This is a genomic window from Micromonospora echinaurantiaca, assembly GCF_900090235.1.
GTDB lineage: Bacteria > Actinomycetota > Actinomycetes > Mycobacteriales > Micromonosporaceae > Micromonospora > Micromonospora echinaurantiaca.
Genome location: NZ_LT607750.1, coordinates 5,631,677 through 5,652,091, shown reverse-complemented (window position 1 = coordinate 5,652,091; position 20,415 = coordinate 5,631,677). Strand labels below are relative to the sequence as shown.

General features: G+C 73.4%; 20 protein-coding genes and 1 tRNA gene. 16 read left to right on the top strand and 5 right to left on the bottom strand.

What is annotated here, in order from left to right; all coding sequences use genetic code 11:
* Positions 1-387: 387 nt before the first annotated feature.
* The 7 genes from GA0070609_RS25435 (at position 388) to GA0070609_RS25410 (ending at position 6,513) form a co-directional block, all read left to right on the top strand.
* On the top strand, positions 388-1,308 hold the full coding sequence (locus tag GA0070609_RS25435; RefSeq protein ID WP_393343508.1) for a TatD family hydrolase: 921 nt from the start codon (positions 388-390) through the stop codon (positions 1,306-1,308).
* The gene (rsmA, locus tag GA0070609_RS25430; RefSeq protein WP_088997957.1) at positions 1,305-2,207 is read left to right on the top strand and encodes a 16S rRNA (adenine(1518)-N(6)/adenine(1519)-N(6))-dimethyltransferase RsmA; all 903 of its coding nucleotides are present in this window, start codon (positions 1,305-1,307) and stop codon (positions 2,205-2,207) included. The genes GA0070609_RS25435 and rsmA overlap by 4 nt, the downstream gene beginning before the upstream one ends.
* 26 nt (positions 2,208-2,233) lie before the next feature.
* The gene (locus GA0070609_RS34950) at positions 2,234-2,356 is read left to right on the top strand and encodes a hypothetical protein (protein ID WP_269459262.1); all 123 of its coding nucleotides are present in this window, start codon (positions 2,234-2,236) and stop codon (positions 2,354-2,356) included.
* The gene (locus GA0070609_RS25425; protein ID WP_088996125.1) at positions 2,353-3,306 is read left to right on the top strand and encodes a 4-(cytidine 5'-diphospho)-2-C-methyl-D-erythritol kinase; all 954 of its coding nucleotides are present in this window, start codon (positions 2,353-2,355) and stop codon (positions 3,304-3,306) included. The genes GA0070609_RS34950 and GA0070609_RS25425 overlap by 4 nt, the downstream gene beginning before the upstream one ends.
* Before the next feature lie 207 nt (positions 3,307-3,513).
* Entirely contained in the window at positions 3,514-5,313 is a 1,800-nt protein-coding gene (locus tag GA0070609_RS25420) for an ABC-F family ATP-binding cassette domain-containing protein (RefSeq protein WP_088996124.1), read from the top strand.
* A 114-nt stretch (positions 5,314-5,427) separates the two neighbouring features.
* A complete protein-coding gene (locus GA0070609_RS25415) occupies positions 5,428-5,883 on the top strand; it encodes a DUF4383 domain-containing protein (protein WP_088996123.1) in 456 nt (151 codons plus the stop codon).
* Positions 5,884-6,030: 147 nt separating this feature from the next.
* Positions 6,031-6,513 (top strand): DUF4383 domain-containing protein, encoded by a 483-nt coding sequence (locus tag GA0070609_RS25410; RefSeq protein ID WP_088996122.1) that lies wholly within the window; start codon positions 6,031-6,033, stop codon positions 6,511-6,513.
* 6 nt (positions 6,514-6,519) lie between these two features.
* On the opposite strand, the gene GA0070609_RS25405 is transcribed toward GA0070609_RS25410, so the two are convergent.
* On the bottom strand, positions 6,520-7,209 hold the full coding sequence (locus GA0070609_RS25405) for a TetR/AcrR family transcriptional regulator (RefSeq protein ID WP_088996121.1): 690 nt from the start codon (positions 7,207-7,209) through the stop codon (positions 6,520-6,522).
* A gap of 107 nt (positions 7,210-7,316) precedes the next feature.
* Entirely contained in the window at positions 7,317-8,279 is a 963-nt protein-coding gene (locus GA0070609_RS25400; protein WP_088996120.1) for an acyl-CoA desaturase, read from the bottom strand.
* 136 nt (positions 8,280-8,415) lie between these two features.
* Here GA0070609_RS25400 and GA0070609_RS25395 point away from each other — a divergent pair, with 136 nt between their 5' ends.
* From GA0070609_RS25395 to GA0070609_RS25355, 9 genes are all read left to right on the top strand, one after another.
* Positions 8,416-9,162, top strand: coding sequence for a helix-turn-helix domain-containing protein (locus tag GA0070609_RS25395; RefSeq protein ID WP_157748296.1), 747 nt, complete (start codon positions 8,416-8,418; stop codon positions 9,160-9,162).
* A 45-nt stretch (positions 9,163-9,207) separates the two neighbouring features.
* Positions 9,208-9,278 (top strand) — tRNA-Gln (locus GA0070609_RS25390).
* A 74-nt stretch (positions 9,279-9,352) separates the two neighbouring features.
* Complete coding sequence (gene glmU, locus GA0070609_RS25385; protein ID WP_088996119.1) at positions 9,353-10,888, top strand: bifunctional UDP-N-acetylglucosamine diphosphorylase/glucosamine-1-phosphate N-acetyltransferase GlmU; 1,536 nt, start codon at positions 9,353-9,355, stop codon at positions 10,886-10,888.
* A gap of 60 nt (positions 10,889-10,948) precedes the next feature.
* Positions 10,949-11,929: a ribose-phosphate diphosphokinase gene (locus GA0070609_RS25380; RefSeq protein WP_088996118.1), complete on the top strand. Its 981-nt coding sequence runs from the start codon at positions 10,949-10,951 to the stop codon at positions 11,927-11,929.
* Between the two features lie 365 nt (positions 11,930-12,294).
* A complete protein-coding gene (locus GA0070609_RS25375) occupies positions 12,295-12,993 on the top strand; it encodes a 50S ribosomal protein L25/general stress protein Ctc (protein WP_088996117.1) in 699 nt (232 codons plus the stop codon).
* A 95-nt stretch (positions 12,994-13,088) separates the two neighbouring features.
* The gene (gene pth / locus GA0070609_RS25370) at positions 13,089-13,679 is read left to right on the top strand and encodes an aminoacyl-tRNA hydrolase (RefSeq protein ID WP_088996116.1); all 591 of its coding nucleotides are present in this window, start codon (positions 13,089-13,091) and stop codon (positions 13,677-13,679) included.
* 134 nt (positions 13,680-13,813) lie between these two features.
* A complete protein-coding gene (locus GA0070609_RS25365; RefSeq protein ID WP_088996115.1) occupies positions 13,814-14,647 on the top strand; it encodes an inositol monophosphatase family protein in 834 nt (277 codons plus the stop codon).
* A gap of 72 nt (positions 14,648-14,719) precedes the next feature.
* Positions 14,720-15,628 carry a sulfate adenylyltransferase subunit CysD gene (cysD, locus tag GA0070609_RS25360; protein WP_088996114.1) on the top strand — a complete coding sequence of 303 codons (909 nt, stop codon included), beginning with the start codon at positions 14,720-14,722 and terminating at the stop codon, positions 15,626-15,628.
* On the top strand, positions 15,628-16,965 hold the full coding sequence (locus GA0070609_RS25355; RefSeq protein ID WP_088996113.1) for a sulfate adenylyltransferase subunit 1: 1,338 nt from the start codon (positions 15,628-15,630) through the stop codon (positions 16,963-16,965). The genes cysD and GA0070609_RS25355 overlap by 1 nt, the downstream gene beginning before the upstream one ends.
* A 17-nt stretch (positions 16,966-16,982) precedes the next feature.
* On the opposite strand, the gene GA0070609_RS25350 is transcribed toward GA0070609_RS25355, so the two are convergent.
* From GA0070609_RS25350 to galE, 3 genes are all read right to left on the bottom strand, one after another.
* A complete protein-coding gene (locus GA0070609_RS25350) occupies positions 16,983-18,113 on the bottom strand; it encodes a tetratricopeptide repeat protein (protein ID WP_172899403.1) in 1,131 nt (376 codons plus the stop codon).
* 102 nt (positions 18,114-18,215) lie between these two features.
* Positions 18,216-19,376 carry a galactokinase gene (gene galK, locus GA0070609_RS25345; RefSeq protein WP_088996111.1) on the bottom strand — a complete coding sequence of 387 codons (1,161 nt, stop codon included), beginning with the start codon at positions 19,374-19,376 and terminating at the stop codon, positions 18,216-18,218.
* A complete protein-coding gene (galE, locus tag GA0070609_RS25340; RefSeq protein WP_088996110.1) occupies positions 19,373-20,356 on the bottom strand; it encodes a UDP-glucose 4-epimerase GalE in 984 nt (327 codons plus the stop codon). The genes galK and galE overlap by 4 nt, the downstream gene beginning before the upstream one ends.
* Positions 20,357-20,415 lie beyond the last annotated feature (59 nt).

The following is a 20,415-nucleotide window of genomic DNA, read 5'->3' as shown; positions in this document are numbered from 1 at the left end:
CGCTGAGTCGATGATTCGCTCGCTGACGCTCGCTCATGCCGGCACTCCGCTGCGCTCCGTGCCGCCATGAGGCACCCCCGCGCTGAGTCGATGATTCGCTCGCTGACGCTCGCTCATGCCGGCACTCCGCTGCGCTCCGTGCCGCCATGAGGCACCCCCGCGCTGAGTCGATGATTCGCTCGCTGACGCTCGCTCATGCCGGCACTCCGCTGCGCTCCGTGCCGCCATGAGGCACCCCCGCGCTGAGTCGATGATTCGCTCGCTGACGCTCGCTCATGCCGGCACTCCGCTGCGCTCCGTCCGCTTATCCACCCCGCGACCGTAGAGTCGCCCTGGGTAGCCGAGGTGAACATCAGGTGGCGGTCGGGTGGCCCCGGCCGGTGTGTGATCCTTTGGGTGATGACCGAGCCAACCGAAGAGACGAGCGGGCGCGCCGAATCCCGCCGCGCCCGGGCCGCCCGCCGCGCCGGGGAGTTCCCGCCCGCGCCCGAGCCGCTGCCCGGCCCGGTGCTGGACAGCCACACCCACCTCGACATCACCGTCAGCGAGGCCGGCGTACCCGGTGGCGGGCCCGCCGACGACCCGGTCGCCGCGGCCGTCGCGGTCGCCGCCGCGGTCGGCGTCGACCGGCTGGTGCAGGTCGGGGTGGACGTGGACTCCTCCCGCTGGGGCGCGGAGACCGCCGAGCGGTACCCGGCGGTGCTGGCCACCGTGGCGCTGCACCCCAACGAGGCGCCCCGGCTCGGCGACCTGGACGAGGCGCTGCGCGAGATCGAGGCGCTGGCCGCCCGGGACCGGGTCCGCGGCGTCGGCGAGACCGGGATGGACTTCTACCGCACCGGCGACGAGGGCCGCGCCGCCCAGGAGGAGAGCTTCCGGGCGCACATCGCGATCGCCAAGCGGTACCGCAAGGCGCTGGTCATCCACGACCGGGACGCGCACGCCGACGTGCTGCGCATCCTCGACGACGAGGGCGCGCCGGACACCGTGGTGCTGCACTGCTTCTCCGGCGACGCCGACTTCGCCGCCGAGTGCGTCCGCCGCGGCTACCTGCTCAGCTTCGCCGGCACGGTCACCTTCGGCAGCGCCGGCGCCCTGCGCGAGGCCGCCGCGCTCACCCCGCTGGACCAGCTCCTGGTGGAGACCGACGCCCCGTACCTCACCCCGATGCCGCACCGGGGCCGCCCCAACGCCTCGTACCTCATCCCGCTGACCGTCCGGTCGCTCGCCGCCACCACCGGCGCCGACCTGGACCAGCTCTGCGCGGCCATCTCCGCCACCGGCGACCGGGTCTTCGGCCCGTGGTGAGCCCGGCCGGCGTCGAGCCGCCGCGCGGGCCGGGCGGCCTGCTCGGCCCGGCGGAGATCCGGGACCTCGCCGCCCGGCTGGGTGTCGCGCCCACCAAGAAGCTGGGCCAGAACTTCGTGCACGACCCGAACACCGTCCGCCGGATCGTCACCGCCGCCGGGCTCGCCCCGGAGGACGTGGCGCTGGAGGTCGGCCCCGGCCTCGGTTCGCTCACCCTGGCCCTGCTCCCGGTCGCCGCGCACGTGCACGCCGTCGAGATCGACCCGGTGCTGGCCGGGGCCCTGCCGGAGACCGCCGCGCGGCACGCCGGCCCGGACGCCGGCCGGCTCACCGTGCACCGGGCCGACGCGCTGCGGATCGGCGCCGCCGAACTGGCCGACCCGGCGCCGACCGCGCTGGTGGCGAACCTGCCCTACAACGTGGCCGTGCCGGTGGTGCTGCACCTGCTCGCCGAGCTGCCCAGCCTGCGGCACGGCCTGGTGATGGTGCAGAAGGAGGTGGCCGACCGGCTGGTCGCCGGTCCCGGCACCAAGGTGTACGGCGTGCCGTCGGTCAAGCTCGCCTGGTACGCCACGGCCCGGGCCGCCGGTCGGGTGCCGCCGAACGTGTTCTGGCCGGTGCCGAACGTCGACTCGGGGCTGGTCGCCTTCACCCGCCGCGAGCCGCCCCGGCCGGAGGTGCCCCGGGAGCGGGTCTTCGCCGTGGTGGACGCGGCGTTCGCGCAGCGCCGCAAGACCCTGCGCGCCGCGTTGGCCGGCTGGGCCGGCGGCGCCGACCGGGCCGCCGCCGCGCTCACCGCGGCCGGGGTCGACCCCGGCGCACGCGGAGAGTCACTCACCGTGGAGCAGTTCGCCGCCATCGCCGCGTCGGCTCCGGCCGCCGCACCCAACGCCCAGTAGGCTGGCGCCGGGTCCGCCGAGGGCCGGTGCACGTGTACCCGTACCCCCTGGTCGGCAGCCGGCGCGAGCCCGGCCGCCACTGCGCCGAGGAGCAGATCGTGGAAAAGCCGTTCGAGGTCCGCCCGCGCGTCCGGGACGACGTCCCGTGACCGAGGCGTGGCGACCGGAGGACGAGGACCCGCGGCGGCGGGGCGCCAGCGGGCCGGTCCGGGTACGGGTGCCCGCCAAGGTCAACCTGCACCTCGGGGTGGGTCCACTGCGCCGGGACGGCTACCACGAGCTGAACACCGTCTACCACGCCATCTCGATCCACGACGAGCTGACCGCCCGCCGGGGCGACACGCTCACCCTCACCATGGAGGGCGAGGGCACCGGCGAGCTGGCCCTGGACGACTCCAACCTGGTGATCCGGGCGGCCCACGCGCTCGCCGGGTACGCCGGCGTCCTCCCGCACGCCCGGCTGCACCTGCGCAAGCAGATCCCGCTCGCCGGCGGGCTGGCCGGCGGCAGCGCCGACGCCGCCGCCGCACTGGTCGCCTGCGACGCGCTCTGGGGCACCGGGCTGTCCCGCGACGAACTCGCCGGCATCGCCGCCGACCTCGGTTCCGACGTGCCCTTCCTGATCCACGGCGGCACCGCGCTGGGCACCGGCCGGGGCGAGGCGGTCAGCCCGGTGCTGGCCCGCCCCACCTCCTGGCACTGGGTGGTGGCCATCGCCGACGGCGGGCTCTCCACCCCGGCCGCCTACGCCGAACTCGACCGGCTCCGCGAGGCCGGCGCCGCCCGCCCCCCGCTCGGCAGCACCGACGCGCTGCTCGCCGCGCTGCGCCAGCGCGACCCGCGGGTGCTCGCCGCCGCCCTCGGCAACGACCTCCAGGACGCCGCGCTGGCCATGCGCCCGTCGCTCGCCGCCACCCTGAAGGCCGGCGAGGCGGCCGGCGCGCTCGCCGGCATCGTCTCCGGCTCCGGGCCGACCTGCGTCTTCCTCGCCACCGACGAGGCGCACGCCGATCGGATCGCCGCCGACCTGACGGCCGCCGGGGTGTGCCGGGAGGCCCGGGTGGCCCACGGACCGGTCGCCGGGGCGCGCATCGTCTGAACCACCCACCGCCAGCGCACCCGTCCCGGCCGGCCGCCGCCCGGCTGTCCGGCGGACGCCGCCTTCCGGCCGGACGGAACAAGCGCAAGCGGGGACCGGTTGACCGACAGGGGGCCCGACGCCCGGCCGGACGGCCGCGGCACCCGCGTACCCTCAACTGTCGCAGGCGTCCCGCACCCGGGACGCCTTGATCATGGGAGGTGGGTAGTGGCCAACATCGTCAACCTGGACCGGGTGTCCAAGGGCTACGGCGCCGCCGGGCCGCTGCTCACCGACGTCTCGCTCGGCCTGGACGACGCCGACCGGATCGGCGTCGTCGGGCTCAACGGCGCCGGCAAGTCCACCCTGCTGCGGCTGCTCACCAAGCAGGAGGAACCGGACGACGGGCGGGTCACCCACCGCCGCGACCTGCGGGTCGCCTGGCTGCCGCAGAGCCTCCAGCTGGCCCCCGACGCCACCGTGCGGGACGTCGTGCTCGGCACCGCCTGGCTCGGCGAGAGCATGGGCGCCGAGCACGAGTGGGCCGGCGACGCCGGTGTCCGCGCCATCCTCGACGGGCTCGGCATGCCGCACCTCGGCCTGGAACAGCCGGTCGGCCCGATGTCCGGCGGCGAACGCCGCCGGGTCGCCCTGGCCGCGCTGCTGGTGCGCGAATCCGACCTGCTCATCCTCGACGAGCCCACCAACCACCTCGACGTCGGCGGCGTCGACTGGCTGGCCCGGCACCTGCTCGGCCGCAAGGGCGCCCTCGTCGTGGTCACTCACGACCGCTGGTTCCTCGACGCCGTCTGCACCACCACCTGGGAGGTCGCCGACCAGGCCGTCCGCTCCTACGACGGCGGCTTCGCCGCCTGGACCCTGGCCCGGGCCGAGCGGGAGCGGGTCGCCGCCGCCACCGAGGCCCGCCGGCAGAACCTGCTCCGCAAGGAGATCGCCTGGCTGCGCCGCGGCGCGCCGGCCCGCACCTCCAAGCCGCGGTTCCGCATCGAGGCCGCCAACGCGCTGATCGCCGACGTCCCACCGCCGCGCGACACCATGTCGCTGCAGAAGCTCGCCACCGCCCGGCTCGGCAAGCAGGTGTACGACCTGGAGCAGGTCACCCTGCACGCCGGCCCGAAGACCATCCTCGACGGCGTCACCTGGCAGGTCGGGCCCGGCGACCGGATCGCCATCCTCGGCGCCAACGGAGCCGGCAAGACCACCCTGCTCCGGATGCTCGCCGGCGTCACCCGCCCCGACGGCGGCCGGTTCGCCGCCGGCTCCACGGTGCGGCCGGCGTTCCTCTCCCAGGAACTCGCCGAACTCCCCAGCCAGCTGCGGGTGCTCGAAGCGGTCGAGGAGGTCGCCCGGCGGGTCCAGCTCGGCGACCGGGAGATCTCCGCGGCCCAGCTCGCCGAGATCTTCGGCTTCGACGACCGGCGGCTCTGGACCCCGGTCGGCGACCTCTCCGGCGGCGAGCGGCGCCGGCTGCAGATGCTCCGGCTGCTCGCCGGGGAGCCGAACGTGCTGCTCTTCGACGAGCCCACCAACGACCTGGACACCGACACCCTGGCCGCGCTAGAGGACCTGCTCGACTCCTGGCCCGGCACCATCGTGGTGGCCAGCCACGACCGCTACCTCATCGAACGGGTCACCGAAACCGCGTACGGGATGTTCGGCGACGGCCGGCTGGTGCACCTGCCCGGCGGCGTCGACGAGTACCTGGCCCGCGCCGCCGGCCGGGCCGCCCCGGCCGAGACCGCGGCGCCCGCCCAGCCGAAGGCCGCCGCGGCCACCGGCATGTCCGCCGCCGAGGCCCGGCAGGCCCGCAAGGAACTCGCCCGGTTGGAACGGCAGGTCGCCAAGCTGGAGCAGAAGGAAGCGGCGCTGCTCGACCAGCTCGCCGCGAACGCCACCGACTACGCCAAGGTCGCCGAACTCGACGCCCAGCTCAAGGAGCTGCGGGCCGAGCGGGAGCGGACCGAGGAGACGTGGCTGACCCTCGCCGACGAGATCCCGGCGAGCTGACCGGCCCCGCCGCGGGCGGGTGCCCGGCACGCGGCACCCGTGTGCGGCGTCACATCTCGACGTGCGGGACAATCGTCGGCGAACCCTCACCCGAACGGCGTTGGAGACTCAGACATGGCCCACACCCCCGTCAACCACCCCGCGCGGCCGATCTACCGGGCGATCGGCGGGCTCACCGGTCTGTACCTGGTCGTCTTCGGCGTGCTCGGCATCATCGCGAGCGCCGGCAACGAGGTCCTCGCCCAGGACGACACCCGGTCCATCGGGCAGGGCACCAACCTCGGCTTCTCGCTGATCAGCGTCCTGCTCGGGCTCGCCGTGCTGGCCGGCACCGCGATCGGCCGCAACATCGACGTGGTGCTCAACCAGTGGCTGGCGTACCTGCTGATGGCGGTCAGCCTGGCCGGGCTGGCGTTCCTGCAGACCGAGGCGAACATCTTCAACTTCAGCGTCGCAACCGTCATCGTGCTGATGGTGCTCAGCCTGGTGCTGCTGATGGTCGGGATGTACGGCAAGGTCGGCACCGACGAGGAGCGCGAGGCGTTCGAGAAGGCGCGTCTCGTCCTCTGATCCCTCCTCCCTGCCGCGGGCCCGGTTCGTCCGGGCCCGCTCTCGTTCGTGCCGGGCCGAGGGTGTGGCCGGCGGTTCGGCGGACAGGTGCCGGCGCCCCGGGTGACAATCCTGGTGAATTGTTGCCATTCGGACGGAGGACGGGCGATGGTGCACTTTCCGGTGAACCACCCGGCGCGACCGATCTACCGGGTCCTGGCCGGGCTGGTGGGGCTCTACATCCTGGTCTTCGGCGTCTGGGGCGTCGCCCTGACCTGGGGTGGCCCGCTCTTCGCGCGCGACGGCGACTGGGCGCTCGGGCTCCGCACCAACCTCGCGTTCTCGCTGGCCTCCGTGGTGTTCGGGATCGTGCTGATCGTCGGCGCGTCCCGGCGCGGCAACCTCGGCCACTACATGAACCTGACCGCCGGCGTCATCTTCCTGGTCACCAGCATCCTCATGATGTCCGTGCTGCAGACCGAGGCCAACTTCCTCAACTTCTCGATGTCCACCGTCGTGGTGTCGATGATCTTCGGCCTGCTCCTGCTCGGCACCGGCCTGTACGACAAGGTCGGCACCGACGAGCACGCCGAGGAGCTGCGGCAGCACCGGAACCACCCGGTGCACGAGACCCACCTGCGCCGGCCCTGAGGCCGGTCAGCGCCCCCGCACCGTGATCAGGCCCGGCTTGGCCTCCAGGTGCGACAACCCGTTCCAGGCCAGGTTCACCAGGTGCGCGGCCACCGTCTCCTTGCGCGGCTTGCGCACCTCCAGCCACCAGCGGCCGATCAACGCCACCATGCCCACCAGCGCCTGCGAGTAGAGCTCGGCCAGCTTCGGGTCGTACCCCCGGCTGGAGAACTCCGCGCCCAGGATGTGCTCCACCTGGTGCGCCACGTCGTTCATCACGCTGCTGAAATTGCCGGTCGCCGACATCAGCGGCGACTCGCGCACCAGCACCCGGAACCCGCTGGTCTCCTCCTCGATGTACGTCAGCAGGGCCAGCGCCGCCTGCTCCAGCAGCTCCCGCGGATGCCCGGCGGTCAGCGCGGTGGTGATCCGGTCCAGCAGGGCGCGGACCTCCCGGTCCACCACCACCGCGTAGAGCCCCTCCTTGCCGCCGAAGTGCTCGTAGACCACCGGCTTGGAGACCTTGGCGCGGGCCGCCACCTCCTCTATCGAGGTGGCGTCGAACCCGCGCTCGGCGAAGATCTGCCGGCCGATCGAGATCAACTGCTCCCGGCGCTGGGCCGCCGACATGCGTACCCGCGAGGTGGTCTTGCCCGCCGCCGCTGGCACCGCCCGCCGCCGGCCGGCGCTCGCATCCCTGCCCGCGGCGTCCGCCATGTCGTCACCTCGCCGGCGTTCAGTGACGCCCTGTCGTGGGATGGAGCCAGCGTTTCGCTCGGTCACCCGGCAATACTGCCAGGTAACCCGCACCGGCACCGCCCGGTTTACCGCTCGGCGACCGGCTTGACGAGCTTCGCGGCGATCCGTTCGGGCTTCGGCCACCGCACGTCGTACGCCGCACCGACCTTCTCGAACAGCCAGATCACCCGGGCCGAGATGTCCACCTGTCCGCGCAGCACGCCGTGCCGGGCGCTGGTCGGGTCGGCGTGGTGCAGGTTGTGCCAGCTCTCGCCGAAGGACAGGATGGCCAGCGGCCAGAAGTTGGACGCCCGGTCGCCCTGGCGCACCGCGAACGGGCGCTCACCGTAGACGTGGCAGACCGAGTTGATCGACCAGGTCACGTGGTGCAGCAGGGCGATCCGCACCAGGCCGCCCCAGAAGAGCGCGGTGAGCGCGCCCTGCCAGGACCAGGTGAGCAGGCCGCCCATCAGCGCCGGGCCGAGCACCGAGACGCTGACCAGCAGCGGGAAGAGCCGGTCCACCCGGTTGATGTCCCGGTCGGCCAGCAGGTCCGGCGCGAAGCGCTCCCGGTTGGACAGTTCGCGGCCGAAGAGCCAGCCGACGTGGGCGTGGAACATGCCGCGGGCCAGCCCGCCGAGGCTCTCGCCGAACCGCCACGGCGAGTGCGGATCGCCCTCCTGGTCGGAGAAGGCGTGGTGGCGGCGGTGGTCGGCGACCCACTGGATGATCTCGCCCTGCACCGCCAGCGAACCGGAGACCGCCAGGGCGATCCGCAGCCACCGCTTGGCCTTGAACGAGCCGTGGGTGAAGTAGCGGTGGTAGCCGACCGTGATGCCGAGCCCGGACACCACGTACCAGACCAGCGCGATGGCGACGTCGGTCCAGCTCAACCAGCCGCCCCAGGCGACCGGGACGGCGGCGATCAGGGCCACGAAGGGGATCACGACGAACGCCCAGAGGGCGACCAGGATGCCTGGAGACTGGGCGCCCTGGGTAAGTGGCTTCGGGCCGGCGGCGTTGTTCGGGTCCAGCAGAGCGGTCGACATGGCACCTCGCAGAGGGGTCGGGCAAGATCGCAAAGTTACGCCTACGTCACCGTAACTTGAGGCACCGCGGTTCGCACGGGAGAGTTCCGGGAATGAATGGGTGAGAACGTCGTACGTGCGTTCTAACCTGCTGGTCATGGCCGATCCGCTCGCCGCCGGGCCGGCGCACCCCAGCCCTCGCCGATCGTCGTTGCCGCGTTACGAGGCGGCACTCCGCCTGCGCCGGCAGGGGCGCAGCGTCCCAGAGATTGCGAGGCGGGTGGGGGTGGCCCCCTCGACGGCTTATCTGTGGGTGCGGCACCTCCCGCTCGATCGCGACTCCGACGAGGCGAGGGCGCGGCGGCGGGCGCACTCCAAGGTGATGACCGACGCGCAGTGGGGCGAGTACCGCACCGTCCGGGACGCCGCGCGGGCCGAGACGGTGGCCAAGGTCGCCGCCTGGGTCAAGCGGCTCCGCTACCGCGAGCTGATCCTGGTCGGCGCGGCGATCTACTGGTGTGAGGGCGCCAAGGCGAAACCCTGGCGGCCCAACGACTGCCGGCTCAAGTTCGTCAACAGCGACCCGATGCTGGTGTTGCTGTTCGTGCGGTTCGTCGAGGCGCTCGGCGTCGCTCGCGATGCCCTGCGGTTCCGGGTCCACATTCACGAGACCGCGGACGAGGCGGCGGCGGTGCGCTGGTGGGCCGACCTGGTCGGGGTGCCGCCCGAGGAGTTCCAGCGGTCCTCGCTCAAGCGCCACCGACCGGGGACGACGCGACAGAACGTCGGTGCGGAGTATCGGGGATGCCTCACGGTCTACGTCCCGCAGTCGAGCCGGCTCTACTGGAAGATCGAAGGGATCATGAAAGGAATGAGCGATGTCGCCACGGGGGAGGGACGCTAAGGTGTAGGGGATCGGCGGGCTGTTTGGTTTGCCCGTTTCAGACCGTCCCGGGTCGTCTAATGGCAGGACGTCAGGTTTTGGTCCTGATTGTAGGGGTTCGAGTCCTCTCCCGGGAGCTTCCACTCGTCGGCGGACGACGTCTGGTTAGCATGGCCGCGAGACTGTCCGTCGTCCCGACTGGAGCCGCGTCGTGTCCCAGCCCCACACCCGCACCGTCGTCGTGCTCGCCGCCGGTGAGGGCAAGCGGATGAAGTCGGCGCTGCCCAAGGTGCTGCACCCGCTGCTCGGCCGTACGCTGCTCGGCCACGTGCTGACCGCCGCCGCGCCGCTCGGCGCGGACCGCACGGTGGTCGTGGTCGGGCACGGCGCCGACCAGGTGCGCGGCCACCTGACCGAGGTCGCCCCGGAGGCCACCCCGGTGCTCCAGGCCGAGCAGCTTGGAACCGGGCACGCGGTCCGGATCGCGCTGGACGCGGCGCCGGACGCCACCGGCACCGTCGTCGTGATCAACGGGGACGTGCCGCTGCTCCGTGCGGAGACGGTGGCCGCGCTGGTGGCGGCGCACGAGGGTGCGGGCGCCGCGGCGACCGTGCTCGCCGCCGAGGTGCCCGACCCGACCGGCCTGGGCCGGATCGTCCGCAACGACGAGGGCCGGCTGGAGCGGATCGTCGAGGAGCGGGACGCCACCGCCGCGCAGCGCGCGATCCGCGAGATCAACGCCGGGATCTACGCGTTCGACGCGGCCCGGCTGCGGGACGCGCTGGGCAAGCTCTCCACCGACAACGACCAGGGCGAGGAGTACCTCACCGACGTCTTCGGCCTGCTGGTCTCGGCCGGCGAGCCGGTGGCGGTGCACGTCGCGGCCGACCACGTCGAGACGCTGGGCTGCAACGACCGGGTCGAGCTGGCCGGGCTGCGCCGGCTGCTGCGCGACCGGGTGAACGAGGCCTGGATGCGGACCGGTGTGACCCTGCTGGACCCGGACACGACCTGGATCGACGTGACCGTCGCGCTGGACCGGGACGCGGTGGTGGACCAGAACACCCAGCTCCGTGGCGGCACGGTGGTCGGCACCGGCGCGGTGGTCGGGCCGGACGTCACCCTGATCGACACCGTGGTCGGCGCGGGCGCGACAGTGCTGCGCAGCCACGCGGTGGGCGCCGAGGTCGGCCCGGGGGCCAGTGTCGGGCCGTACGCGTACCTGCGGCCGGCCGCGCGGCTGGCCGGGAAGTCGAAGGTCGGCACGTTCGTCGAGGTGAAGAACTCCGAGGTCGGCGAGGGCGCCAAGGTGCCGCACCTGTCGTACGTGGGTGACGCGACGATCGGGGCCAAGGCCAACATCGGCGCGGCGACGATCTTCGTGAACTACGACGGGGTGAACAAGCACCGGACGGTCGTCGGCGAGGGGGCCTTCGTCGGCTGCGACACCAGCCTGATCGCCCCGGTCGAGGTGGGTCCCGGGGCGTACGTGGCGGCGGGCAGCGCGATCGCCCAGGACGTGCCGCCCGGCGCGCTCGGGGTGACCCGGGCGCCGCACCGCAACATCGAGGGCTGGGTGGCCCGCAAGCGGCCCGGCACGGTCTCTGCGGCGGCGGCCGAGCGGGCGCTGCGGGCAGCGGAGGGTGCGTCGGGCGGGGCGGGTGCCGCAAGCGAAGGTGAGGCAATCCACGGTGATGCCGAGGCGGTGGGCCCGGCGTCCGGCGGGGGAGATACTGCAACCGAATAGTCCCCGGCCCACCACCACCGCGCGCCGGGTACCACCGACCACAACGGGAGCAGACGGGCCATGGGCAGCATCGTCGCCGAAAACCGCAAGAGCCTGATGCTCTTCTCCGGACGGGCCTTTCCGGAGCTGGCCAGGGAGATCGGCGAGGTGCTCGGCGTCGCGCCGACGCCGGCCGACGCGTACGAGTTCGCCAACGGTGAGATCTTCGTACGGTTCAAGGACTCGGTGCGTGGTTCGGACGCCTTCGTGGTGCAGTCCGTCACGCACGGGGTCAACACCTGGGTCATGGAGACCCTGATCATGATCGACGCGCTGAAGCGGGGTTCGGCGAAGCGGATCACCGTGGTCCTGCCGTTCTACCCGTACTCGCGGCAGGACAAGAAGCACCGGGGTCGGGAGCCGATCTCGGCCCGGCTGATCGCCGACCTGCTCAAGACCGCGGGCGCGAACCGGATCCTCACCGTCGACCTGCACACCGCGCAGATCCAGGGCTTCTTCGACGGCCCGGTGGACCACCTCTTCGCGATGGACGTGCTCGCCGAGTACGTCCAGCACAAGTACGCGGGCCGGCCGATGACCGTGGTGGCGCCGGACTCGGGCCGGGTGCGGGTGGCCGAGCGGTGGACGGACCGGCTGGGCGGCTGCCCGCTGGCCTTCATCCACAAGACCCGGGACCCGCTGAAGCCGAACCAGGTGGTGGCGAACCGGGTGGTCGGCGAGGTCGAGGGCCGGGTCTGCCTGATCGTCGACGACATGATCGACACCGGTGGCACGATCTGCCGGGCGGCGGACATCCTCCGGGAGTCCGGCGCGGCGGACGTGGTGGTCGCCTCCACCCACGCCCTGCTCTCCGACCCGGCGACCGAGCGGCTGAAGAACAGCCCGATCAGCGAGGTCGTGGTGACCAACACGCTGCCGCTGCCGCCAGAGAAGCAGCTCGACAAGCTCACCGTGCTGTCGATCGCGCCGCTGCTGGCCCGGGCGATCCGTGAGGTGTTCGACGACGGTTCGGTGACCACCCTGTTCGGCGGCCTGAGCTGACCGACCGGCGGGGGCCGGGGCGACGCCCTGACCCCCGCCGCCCGTCCCGCCCGGCGCGCGGGCCGCGGCCATGCCGATCCGCTCCGCGCTCCGGCGGACGAGCCCCGGCCGGGCCGAGCGGCACGCCGACGCCGGCGCCGGGGCGGAGACCTGGGGACTGCCGGAGAGCACGGAATCAGCTCGGGTAGACTGGTGCGGTTGCCACGGCGAGGGTGCCCGGCGGGCCGCTGACAAGCGCCGCACGGAGGCACCGTGATCGACGCGGTGCTCCGGGCAGTCGTTCATGACGCATGAGCCCCAGCGAGCCCCTCGCCCCAGCACCGCCAGACGACAAGCCGCCGCAGCGAAGCATCAGGAGTTTCCCCGTGTCCGAGGTAAAGATCAGCGCCGAGCCCCGTACCGAGTTCGGCAAGGGTGGTGCCCGTCGTACCCGCCGGGCCGGCAAGGTGCCCGCCGTGCTGTACGGCCACGGCGAGAAGCCCAAGCACATCGCGCTTCCCGCCCGGGAGTTCGCCGCGGCGATCCGTAAGGGTGGCGCCAACCAGCTCTTCGCGATCGAGGTGAGCGACGGCACCCAGGCGCTGGCGCTGCCGAAGGCGATCCAGCGTGACCCGATCAAGGACACCTTCGAGCACGTCGACCTGCTGCTGGTCCGGCGCGGCGAGAAGGTCACCGTCGACGTCCCGGTCCAGCTGACCGGTGAGGCCGCCAAGGACACCCTGATCGTGCACGACCACGACACCCTCTCGGTGACCGCCGACGCCACCAAGGTGCCGGACCACCTGGAGGCCTCGATCGAGGGCCTGGAGGCCGGCTCGCAGGTCACCGCCAGCGACGTTCAGCTGCCGGCCGGCGTCGAGCTGGCCGCCGACCCGGAGCTGCCGGTCGCCGCGGTGACCGCCGCGCCGACCGCCGAGCAGCTCGAGGCCACCCTGCCCGAGGTCGAGGAGGCCACCGAGGAGGCCGAGGCCGAGGTCGGCGAGGTCACCGAGGGCTCCGAGGGCGCCGAGGAAGCTCCGGCCGCCGCGGGCGAGGAGAGCGCCGAGGCGCGTACCGAGGCCTGATCGGTTCGCTTCGTGCGACGGGCGTCCCCGAGCGGTTTGGGGGCGCCTGTCGGCGTATTCGGGTCTGGTGGCAGCGACAGCGGGAGGGGCGGGTCGTGACGGACGAGGCGGGGCCGTGGCTGGTGGTCGGCCTGGGCAACCCGGGCCGGGAGTACGCCGGTAACCGGCACAACGTCGGGTTCATGGTGGCCGACCTGCTGGCCGGGCGACTCGGCGCGAAGTTCGGCCGGCACAAGCGCGCGGTGGCGGAGGTGGCCGAGGGGCGGCTCGGCTTCGGCGGGCCGAAGCTGGTGCTGGTGAAGCCGCTGACCTACATGAACCTCTCCGGCGGGCCGGTGGCCGCGCTGACGCAGTTCTACAAGGTGGCGCCGGGCCAGGTGGTCGCGGTGCACGACGAGCTGGACATCGGCTACGGGCAGCTGCGGGTGAAGTGCGGCGGCGGCGAGGGCGGGCACAACGGCCTGCGGTCGATGTCGAAGTCGCTGGGCACCAAGGACTACGTCCGGGTGCGGTTCGGCATCGGCCGGCCGCCGGGGCGGCAGGACCCGGCCGACTACGTACTGTCGGATTTCGGCGCGGTCGAGCGCAAGGAGCTGGAGTTCCTGGTGGACCGGGCCGCGGACGTGGTGGAGTCGGTCGTCACCCGCGGCGTGGAGCCGACGCAGAACCTGTACCACGGGTCGTGAGCCGGGCGGGCGTCCGGGGCCGGACGTCGCCAGCGGGTAGTCTGCGCCTTTCGCCCGAGTGACGCGACCGGCGGCGGGTCGTCGCCGGCTCGCCGGGCGGCGCGGGACGGGACGAGGCGACGGGAGCGGAAGTCATGGGCAGTCCTCCGATGATCGACGGCGCGTTCGCCCGCTGGCTGGCCGCCCGGGCCGGTCAGGCGCTGCTGGCGCTGCGGGCCGAGCTGGGGTTCGCGGACGCGGGAGCGCTGAAGTCGGCCGGCGACAAGGTCTCGCACGACCTGATCCGCACCGAGCTGGCGCAGTGGCGGCCGGGCGACGCGGTCCTTTCCGAGGAGGACGAGGGGTCGCGGCTGGCCTGGGCGGCGGAGGTGAACACCGGGGCGGTGTCCCGGTTGACCGCCGACCGGGTGTGGATCGTCGACCCGCTGGACGGCACCCGGGAGTTCGCCGAGGAGGGCCGTTCGGACTGGGCGGTGCACGTGGCGCTCTGGTCGCGTACCGCGCCGACGCCGCACGGGCTGGTCGCCGGGGCGGTGGCGTTGCCGGCGCAGCAGCGGGTGCTCGCGACCGACTACCCGCCGGCGTACCCGCCGCTGACGGTGGAGGCGGCGGCCGCGGGCGGGCGGCGGACCATCCGGTTGGCGGCGAGCCGGAGCCGGCCGCCGGTCTTCCTCACCGACCTGGCCGAGGACGTGGGGGCGCACCTGGTGCCGATGGGCTCGGCCGGCGCCAAGATCGCGGCGGTGGCGACCGGTGAGGTGGACGCCTACATCCACGCCGGTGGCCAGTACGAGTGGGATTCGGCGGCGCCGGTGGCTGTGGCGACGGCCACCGGGCTGCACGCTTCCCGGATCGATGGTTCTGCGCTGAAATACAACGAGGCGGATCCGCGCCTGCCCGACCTGCTGGTCTGTCGTGCGGATCTCGCTCCCCGGTTGCTTGCGGCGTTGCAGAGACATTCGGGGTAGCCTGAGCGTCTTCCTGACGTACCCGACCGGAAAGGTCTGGAATCGGATGAGCGAGCGAATCGAGTCCCGGTCGTGACCGCCCCCGCCTACCAGGTCTCGCACCTCGACGCGCTGGAGGCCGAGAGCATCTTCGTGATGCGCGAGGTGGTCGCCGAGATGGAGCGGCCGGTGCTGCTCTTCTCGGGCGGCAAGGACTCGATCGTGATGCTGCGGTTGGCTCAGAAGGCGTTCGCGCCGGCCAACATCCCCTTCCCCGTGATGCACGTGGACACCGGGCACAACTTCCCCGAGGTTCTCGAATACCGGGATCAGCGGGTCGCCGAGCTGGGCCTGCAGCTGGTGGTGGCGAGCGTGCCGGAGGCGTTGGCCAGCGGGCTGGTGCGCGAGTCGGCCGACGGCATGCGCAACCGGATCCAGACCCCGGTGCTCCTGGACGCGGTGGAGAAGCACCGCTTCGACGCGCTCTTCGGCGGCGCCCGCCGGGACGAGGAGAAGGCCCGGGCCAAGGAGCGGGTGTTCAGCTTCCGGGACGAGTTCGGCCAGTGGGATCCGAAGAACCAGCGTCCCGAACTGTGGGCGCTCTACAACGGCCGGCACCACCCGGGCGAGTCGATCCGGGTCTTCCCGCTGTCCAACTGGACGGAGCTGGACGTCTGGCACTACATCGCCCGGGAGCGGATCGCGCTGCCGTCGATCTACTACGCGCACGAGCGCGAGGTGGTCGAGCGGGACGGGATGCTCTACGCGGTCAACGAGTTCTTCCGGCCCCGGGCGGGTGAGGAGCGGTTCAAGGCGCGGGTGCGCTACCGCACGGTCGGCGACGCGTCCTGCACCGCCGCCGTCCGCTCGGACGCCGACACGGTGGAGAAGGTCATCGAGGAGGTCGCCGCCACCCGGATCACCGAGCGCGGCGCGACCCGGGGTGACGACCGGGTCAGCGAGGCCGCCATGGAGGACCGCAAGCGGGAGGGCTACTTCTGATGACCACCGAGACCGTCGCGCCGGACGGCGCGAAGCCGACGGACGGCCGCGCCGCCACCGGTGGCGGGCCGGAGCCCCGTCGCATGGACCTGCTGCGCTTCGCCACCGCGGGCAGCGTGGACGACGGCAAGTCGACCCTGATCGGCCGGCTGCTGTACGACACCAAGTCGCTCTTCACCGACCAGCTCGCCGCCGTCGAGGCGGTCAGCGCGGCCCGCGGCGACGAGTACACCAACCTGGCGCTGCTCACCGACGGCCTGCGGGCCGAGCGGGAGCAGGGCATCACCATCGACGTGGCGTACCGCTACTTCGCCACGCCGCGGCGGAAGTTCATCATCGCCGACACCCCCGGGCACATCCAGTACACCCGGAACATGGTCACCGGGGCGTCCACCGCCGACCTGGCGCTGATCCTGGTCGACGCCCGCAAGGGCCTGGTGGAGCAGTCCCGCCGGCACGCGTTCCTCTGCTCGCTGTTGCGGGTCCCGCACCTGGTGCTCTGCGTCAACAAGATGGACCTGGTCGATTTCTCGCAGGAGGTCTTCGAGCGGATCGCCGACGAGTTCACCGCGTTCGCCGCGAAGCTCGACGCGCCCGATCTGACGGTGGTGCCGATCTCCGCGCTGCGCGGCGACAACATCGTCAGCCGGTCGGCGAACATGCCCTGGTACGAGGGGCCGTCGCTGCTGCACCACCTGGAGCGGGTGCACATCGCCAGCGACCGCAACCTGGTCGACGTCCGGTTCCCGGTGCAGTACGTGATCCGTCCGCAGTCCACCACCGTCACCGACTACCGCGGCTACGCCGGCCAGGTGGCCTCCGGTGTGCTCAAGCCCGGCGACGAGGTGATGGTGCTGCCGTCCGGCTTCACCAGCCGGATCGCCGTGGTGGAGACCGCCGACGGGCCGGTCGCGGAGGCGTTCCCGCCGATGTCGGTGACCGTACGCCTGGAAGACGAGATCGACATCTCCCGGGGCGACATGATCTGCCGGCCGAACAACGCCCCGGCGGTGGCCCAGGACATCGAGGCGATGGTCTGCTGGCTGGACGAGACCCGGCCGCTCCAGGTCGGCGGCAGGTACGCCATCAAGCACACCACCCGCTCGGCGCGGGCGATCGTGCGTGGGCTGAACTACCGGCTGGACGTCAACTCGCTGCACCGCGACGAGGCGGCCGGCGAGCTGCGGCTCAACGAGATCGGCCGGGTGCGGCTGCGCACCACGATCCCGCTGCTCGCCGACGAGTACCGGCGCAACCGCACCACCGGCGGCTTCGTCATCATCGACGAGACCACCAACCGGACGGTCGGCGCCGGCATGATCATCGAAGCGTCCTGACCGGCCCGGCTCGCCGGTCAGGAGGTTCCGGCTCCGGCGCCGGGGGTCGACACGGTGGTGCGGGCGGCGAGCCGGGTCCAGATCCGGTAGCCGAGCCAGCGGACGGCCGGCGCGGCGCGGCGGCTGAGCTGCCGCCAGGCGCGGAACGCGAAGACCGCGCAACCGGGGACCAGCAGCAGCGCGCCCGGCACCGGCGCGCTGCTGCCGACCACCAGACCGGCGGTCACGGTCAGGGTGAGCAGCAGGCAGAGCACCACCGAGGTCGAGCGGAGCTGCCGGCGTAGCTGCCAGCGCACCGCCGCCGGCTGTCGTCGCCAGGCCAGCACGCCCACCGCGGCGACCAGCGGCGGCACCGCCAGCGCGGCGGCCAGCCGGGCGGGCCGGGCCGCGTCGCCGAGCGCGCCCGCGATCGCCGTGAACAGCGCCCAGTGCCCGAGGGTGGCCAGCACCAGCAGGTCGAACAGCCGCCAGCACAGCGCGGCGGCGACCGCCTCGTGCGCGGCCGCGGCCCCCGGGTTCTGCGGGGCGGCGGCCAGCGCGGCGGTGAAGCCGCGGGCGGCCCGCCCGGCCCGGTCCCGCGCGGCGTCCAGCAGCGCGAGCTGGCGCAGCGCCGGTTCGTACGCCGGGTCCAGGGCGAGGGCCTGCCGGCAGGCCTCCCGCGCGGCCCGCGGCCGGCCCATCCGGGCGTGCAGCCGGGCGTCGAGCAGGTGTACGTCGGGGATGTGGCGGGCGAGGTCCAGCGCGGTGTCGGCGTACCGGCGGGCGACCACCACCCGGGTCGGGTTGCCGAGGGTGAGCAGCGCCTCGGCCAGCAGCGCGTTCGCCTCCCACGACCCCGGGGCCAGCTCCAGCGCCCGCTGGGCGGCGGCCGCCGCATGCCCGGGGTGCCCGGCGGCCAACAGGATCCGGGCCTTCTCGGCGAGCAGGTGCTCCTTGGCGACGGCGACCCCCAGCGCCCGGTCGACCACCCGCATGGCCTCCGCGAGCTGGCCCAGCTCCCGGCGGCAGCGGGCCAGCATGAGCAGCACCCCGACGTGTTCGGGCTGCTCGGCCAGCAGGTCGGTCAGCACCCGTGCCGCGTCGGCGTGCCGCCCGACGCGGATCAGTGCCAGCGCCCGTTCCTGGGCGGTGATACCGGCGTCGCCCACGTCGCCTCCCCAGTCCGTCGTGTCCGCCCGGCGGGGACACACCCTACCGACCGTCGTGTTCGGACGGTCGCGGTGGGGAGCGGGGTTCGGGCGGGCGGCGGCTCAGTCCAGCCGGGTGGCGCCGGGGCCGGGCAGCACGGTGACGTGTCCGGGGGTGGTGAAGCCGCGCTCGGCGTACGCGGCCGTGACGGCGGCGGCCACGGTCTCGGCGGCGGTGGCGTCGACCAGGGCGAGGACGCAGCCGCCGAACCCGCCGCCGGTCATCCGCGCGCCGAGCGCCCCGGCCGCCAGCGCCGCCTCGACCGCGGTGTCGATCTCCGGGACGGTGATCTCGAAGTCGTCCCGCATCGAGGCGTGCGAGGCGGTCAGCAGCGGGCCGATCTCGCGGATCCGGCCGGCCCGCAGCAGCGCCACGGTGTCCAGCACCCGCTGGTCCTCGGTGACCACGTGCCGCACCCGGCGACGGGTCTCGTCGTCGTCGAGGCGGACCAGCGCGTCGTCCAGCCCGGCCACGTCGACGTCCCGCAGCGCCGGTACGCCGAGCTGCTCGGCGCCGTGCTCGCAGGACTTGCGGCGGGCCGCGTACTCGCCGTCGGCGTGCCGGTGCGGGGCCCGGCTGTCGACCACCAGCATGGCGAGCCCGGCGGCGTCCAGGTCGAACGGGATGTGCTCCACCGACTCGTCCCGGCAGTCGAGGAAGAGCGCGTGCCCGGCGCGGCAGCGGATCGCGGCGGACTGGTCCATGATCCCGGTCGGCGCGCCGACGTAGGCGTTCTCGGCCCGCTGGGCCAACCGGGGCCGCCGCTCGGCGGGCAGGTCCAGCCCGCCCAGGTCGACCAGGGCGGCCAGCACGGCCGACTCCAGCGCGGCCGAGGAGGAGAGCCCGGAGCCGAGCGGCACGTCGGAGGCGATCGCCAGCCGGGCGCCGGGCACGGCGTGGCCGGCCTCGCGCAGCGCCCACACCACCCCGGCCACGTACGCGGCCCAGCCGGTGACCCGGCCCGGCGCGGCGACCTCGGCGGCGCCGAAGCTGACCGTCTCGCCGGTCAGCTCCGACCAGACGGTCCAGGTCTCGCCGGGCTGGGTGGCGGCCGCCGCCACGGTACGCAGGGAGAGCGCGAAGGGGAGCACGAACCCGTCGTTGTAGTCGGTGTGCTCGCCGATCAGGTTGGCCCGCCCGGGAGCCGCCCAGCGGCCCGCCGGCTCCGCCCCGTACGCCGACCGGAAGCCGGCGGTGGCGCGGGCCGCGACATCGTCGGTCACCGCTGCTCCAGCACGTGGGCGCGGTAGAAGGCCCAGGCGTCACCGACCATGTCGTGCAGGGTCGGCTTCCGCGGCACCCAGCCGAGTTCGGCGCGGGCCAGCGCGGACGAGGCGACCAGTTCGGCCGGGTCGCCCTCCCGGCGCGGCGCGACCTCCACCGGCACCGGGTGCCCGGTGACCTCGCGGACCACGTCGACGACCTGCCGGTTGGTGAAGCCGCTGCCGTTGCCGAGGTTGTAGATCCGGTGCTGGCCGGGGGTCGCCGTGTCCAGCGCGAGCAGGTGGGCCCGGGCCAGGTCGGCGACGTGGATGTAGTCGCGCACGCAGGTGCCGTCGACGGTGGGGTAGTCGTCGCCGAAGAGTTGGAGCTTCTCCCGGCGGCCGGCGGCCACCTCGAGCGCGATCGGGATCAGGTGGGTCTCCGGGTCGTGCCGTTCGCCGAGCGCGACGTCGCCGTCGAGGTGTGCGCCGGCCACGTTGAAGTAGCGCAGCGAGACGGCGGCCAGGCCGTGCGCGATTGCCTCGGAGGTGAGCGCCAGGTCGACGGCGAGTTTGGTGGCCCCGTACGTGTTGGTGGGGGCCTTGACCGCGGTCTCCGGGATCGGCAGCTCGGTGGGGTTGCCGTAGACGGCGGCGGTGGAGGAGAAGACCAGCCGGGGCACCCCGGCGGCGCGGACCGCGTCGAGCAGCGCGAGCGTGCCGACGGTGTTGGTGTGCCAGTAGAGCTCCGGCTTGACCATCGACTCACCGGCGGCGATCAGGGCGGCGAAGTGCAGCACCCCGTCGAAGCCGGCCTCGGGGGTGACCACCCGGGCCGCCTCGTGGATGGACGCCTGGACGTGGGTCGCCTCGGGGGCGAGCGCGGCCCGGTGCCCGGTGCGCAGGTTGTCGAGGACGACCACCTGGTGACCGGCGTCCAGCAGCATCCGGGTCACCACGCTGCCGATGAAGCCGGCGCCGCCGGTGACGAGCAGTTTCACGTCGGTCTCCTCCTGCCTGGCCGGGTGGCCGCGACCATGTGGTGATCACCCTACGGCCG

Coding starts and splice junctions, on each gene's coding strand:
- GA0070609_RS25405 (WP_088996121.1), bottom strand. CDS start 7,209: ATGGCGGACGCCGCGGGCAGGGATGCGAGCGCCGGCCGGCGGCGGGCG.
- GA0070609_RS25400 (WP_088996120.1), bottom strand. CDS start 8,279: ATGTCGACCGCTCTGCTGGACCCGAACAACGCCGCCGGCCCGAAGCCA.
- GA0070609_RS25380 (WP_088996118.1), top strand. CDS start 10,949: ATGGGCAGCATCGTCGCCGAAAACCGCAAGAGCCTGATGCTCTTCTCC.
- GA0070609_RS25365 (WP_088996115.1), top strand. CDS start 13,814: ATGGGCAGTCCTCCGATGATCGACGGCGCGTTCGCCCGCTGGCTGGCC.
- GA0070609_RS25395 (WP_157748296.1), top strand. CDS start 8,416: ATGGCCGATCCGCTCGCCGCCGGGCCGGCGCACCCCAGCCCTCGCCGA.
- GA0070609_RS25415 (WP_088996123.1), top strand. CDS start 5,428: ATGGCCCACACCCCCGTCAACCACCCCGCGCGGCCGATCTACCGGGCG.
- GA0070609_RS25410 (WP_088996122.1), top strand. CDS start 6,031: ATGGTGCACTTTCCGGTGAACCACCCGGCGCGACCGATCTACCGGGTC.
- GA0070609_RS25355 (WP_088996113.1), top strand. CDS start 15,628: ATGACCACCGAGACCGTCGCGCCGGACGGCGCGAAGCCGACGGACGGC.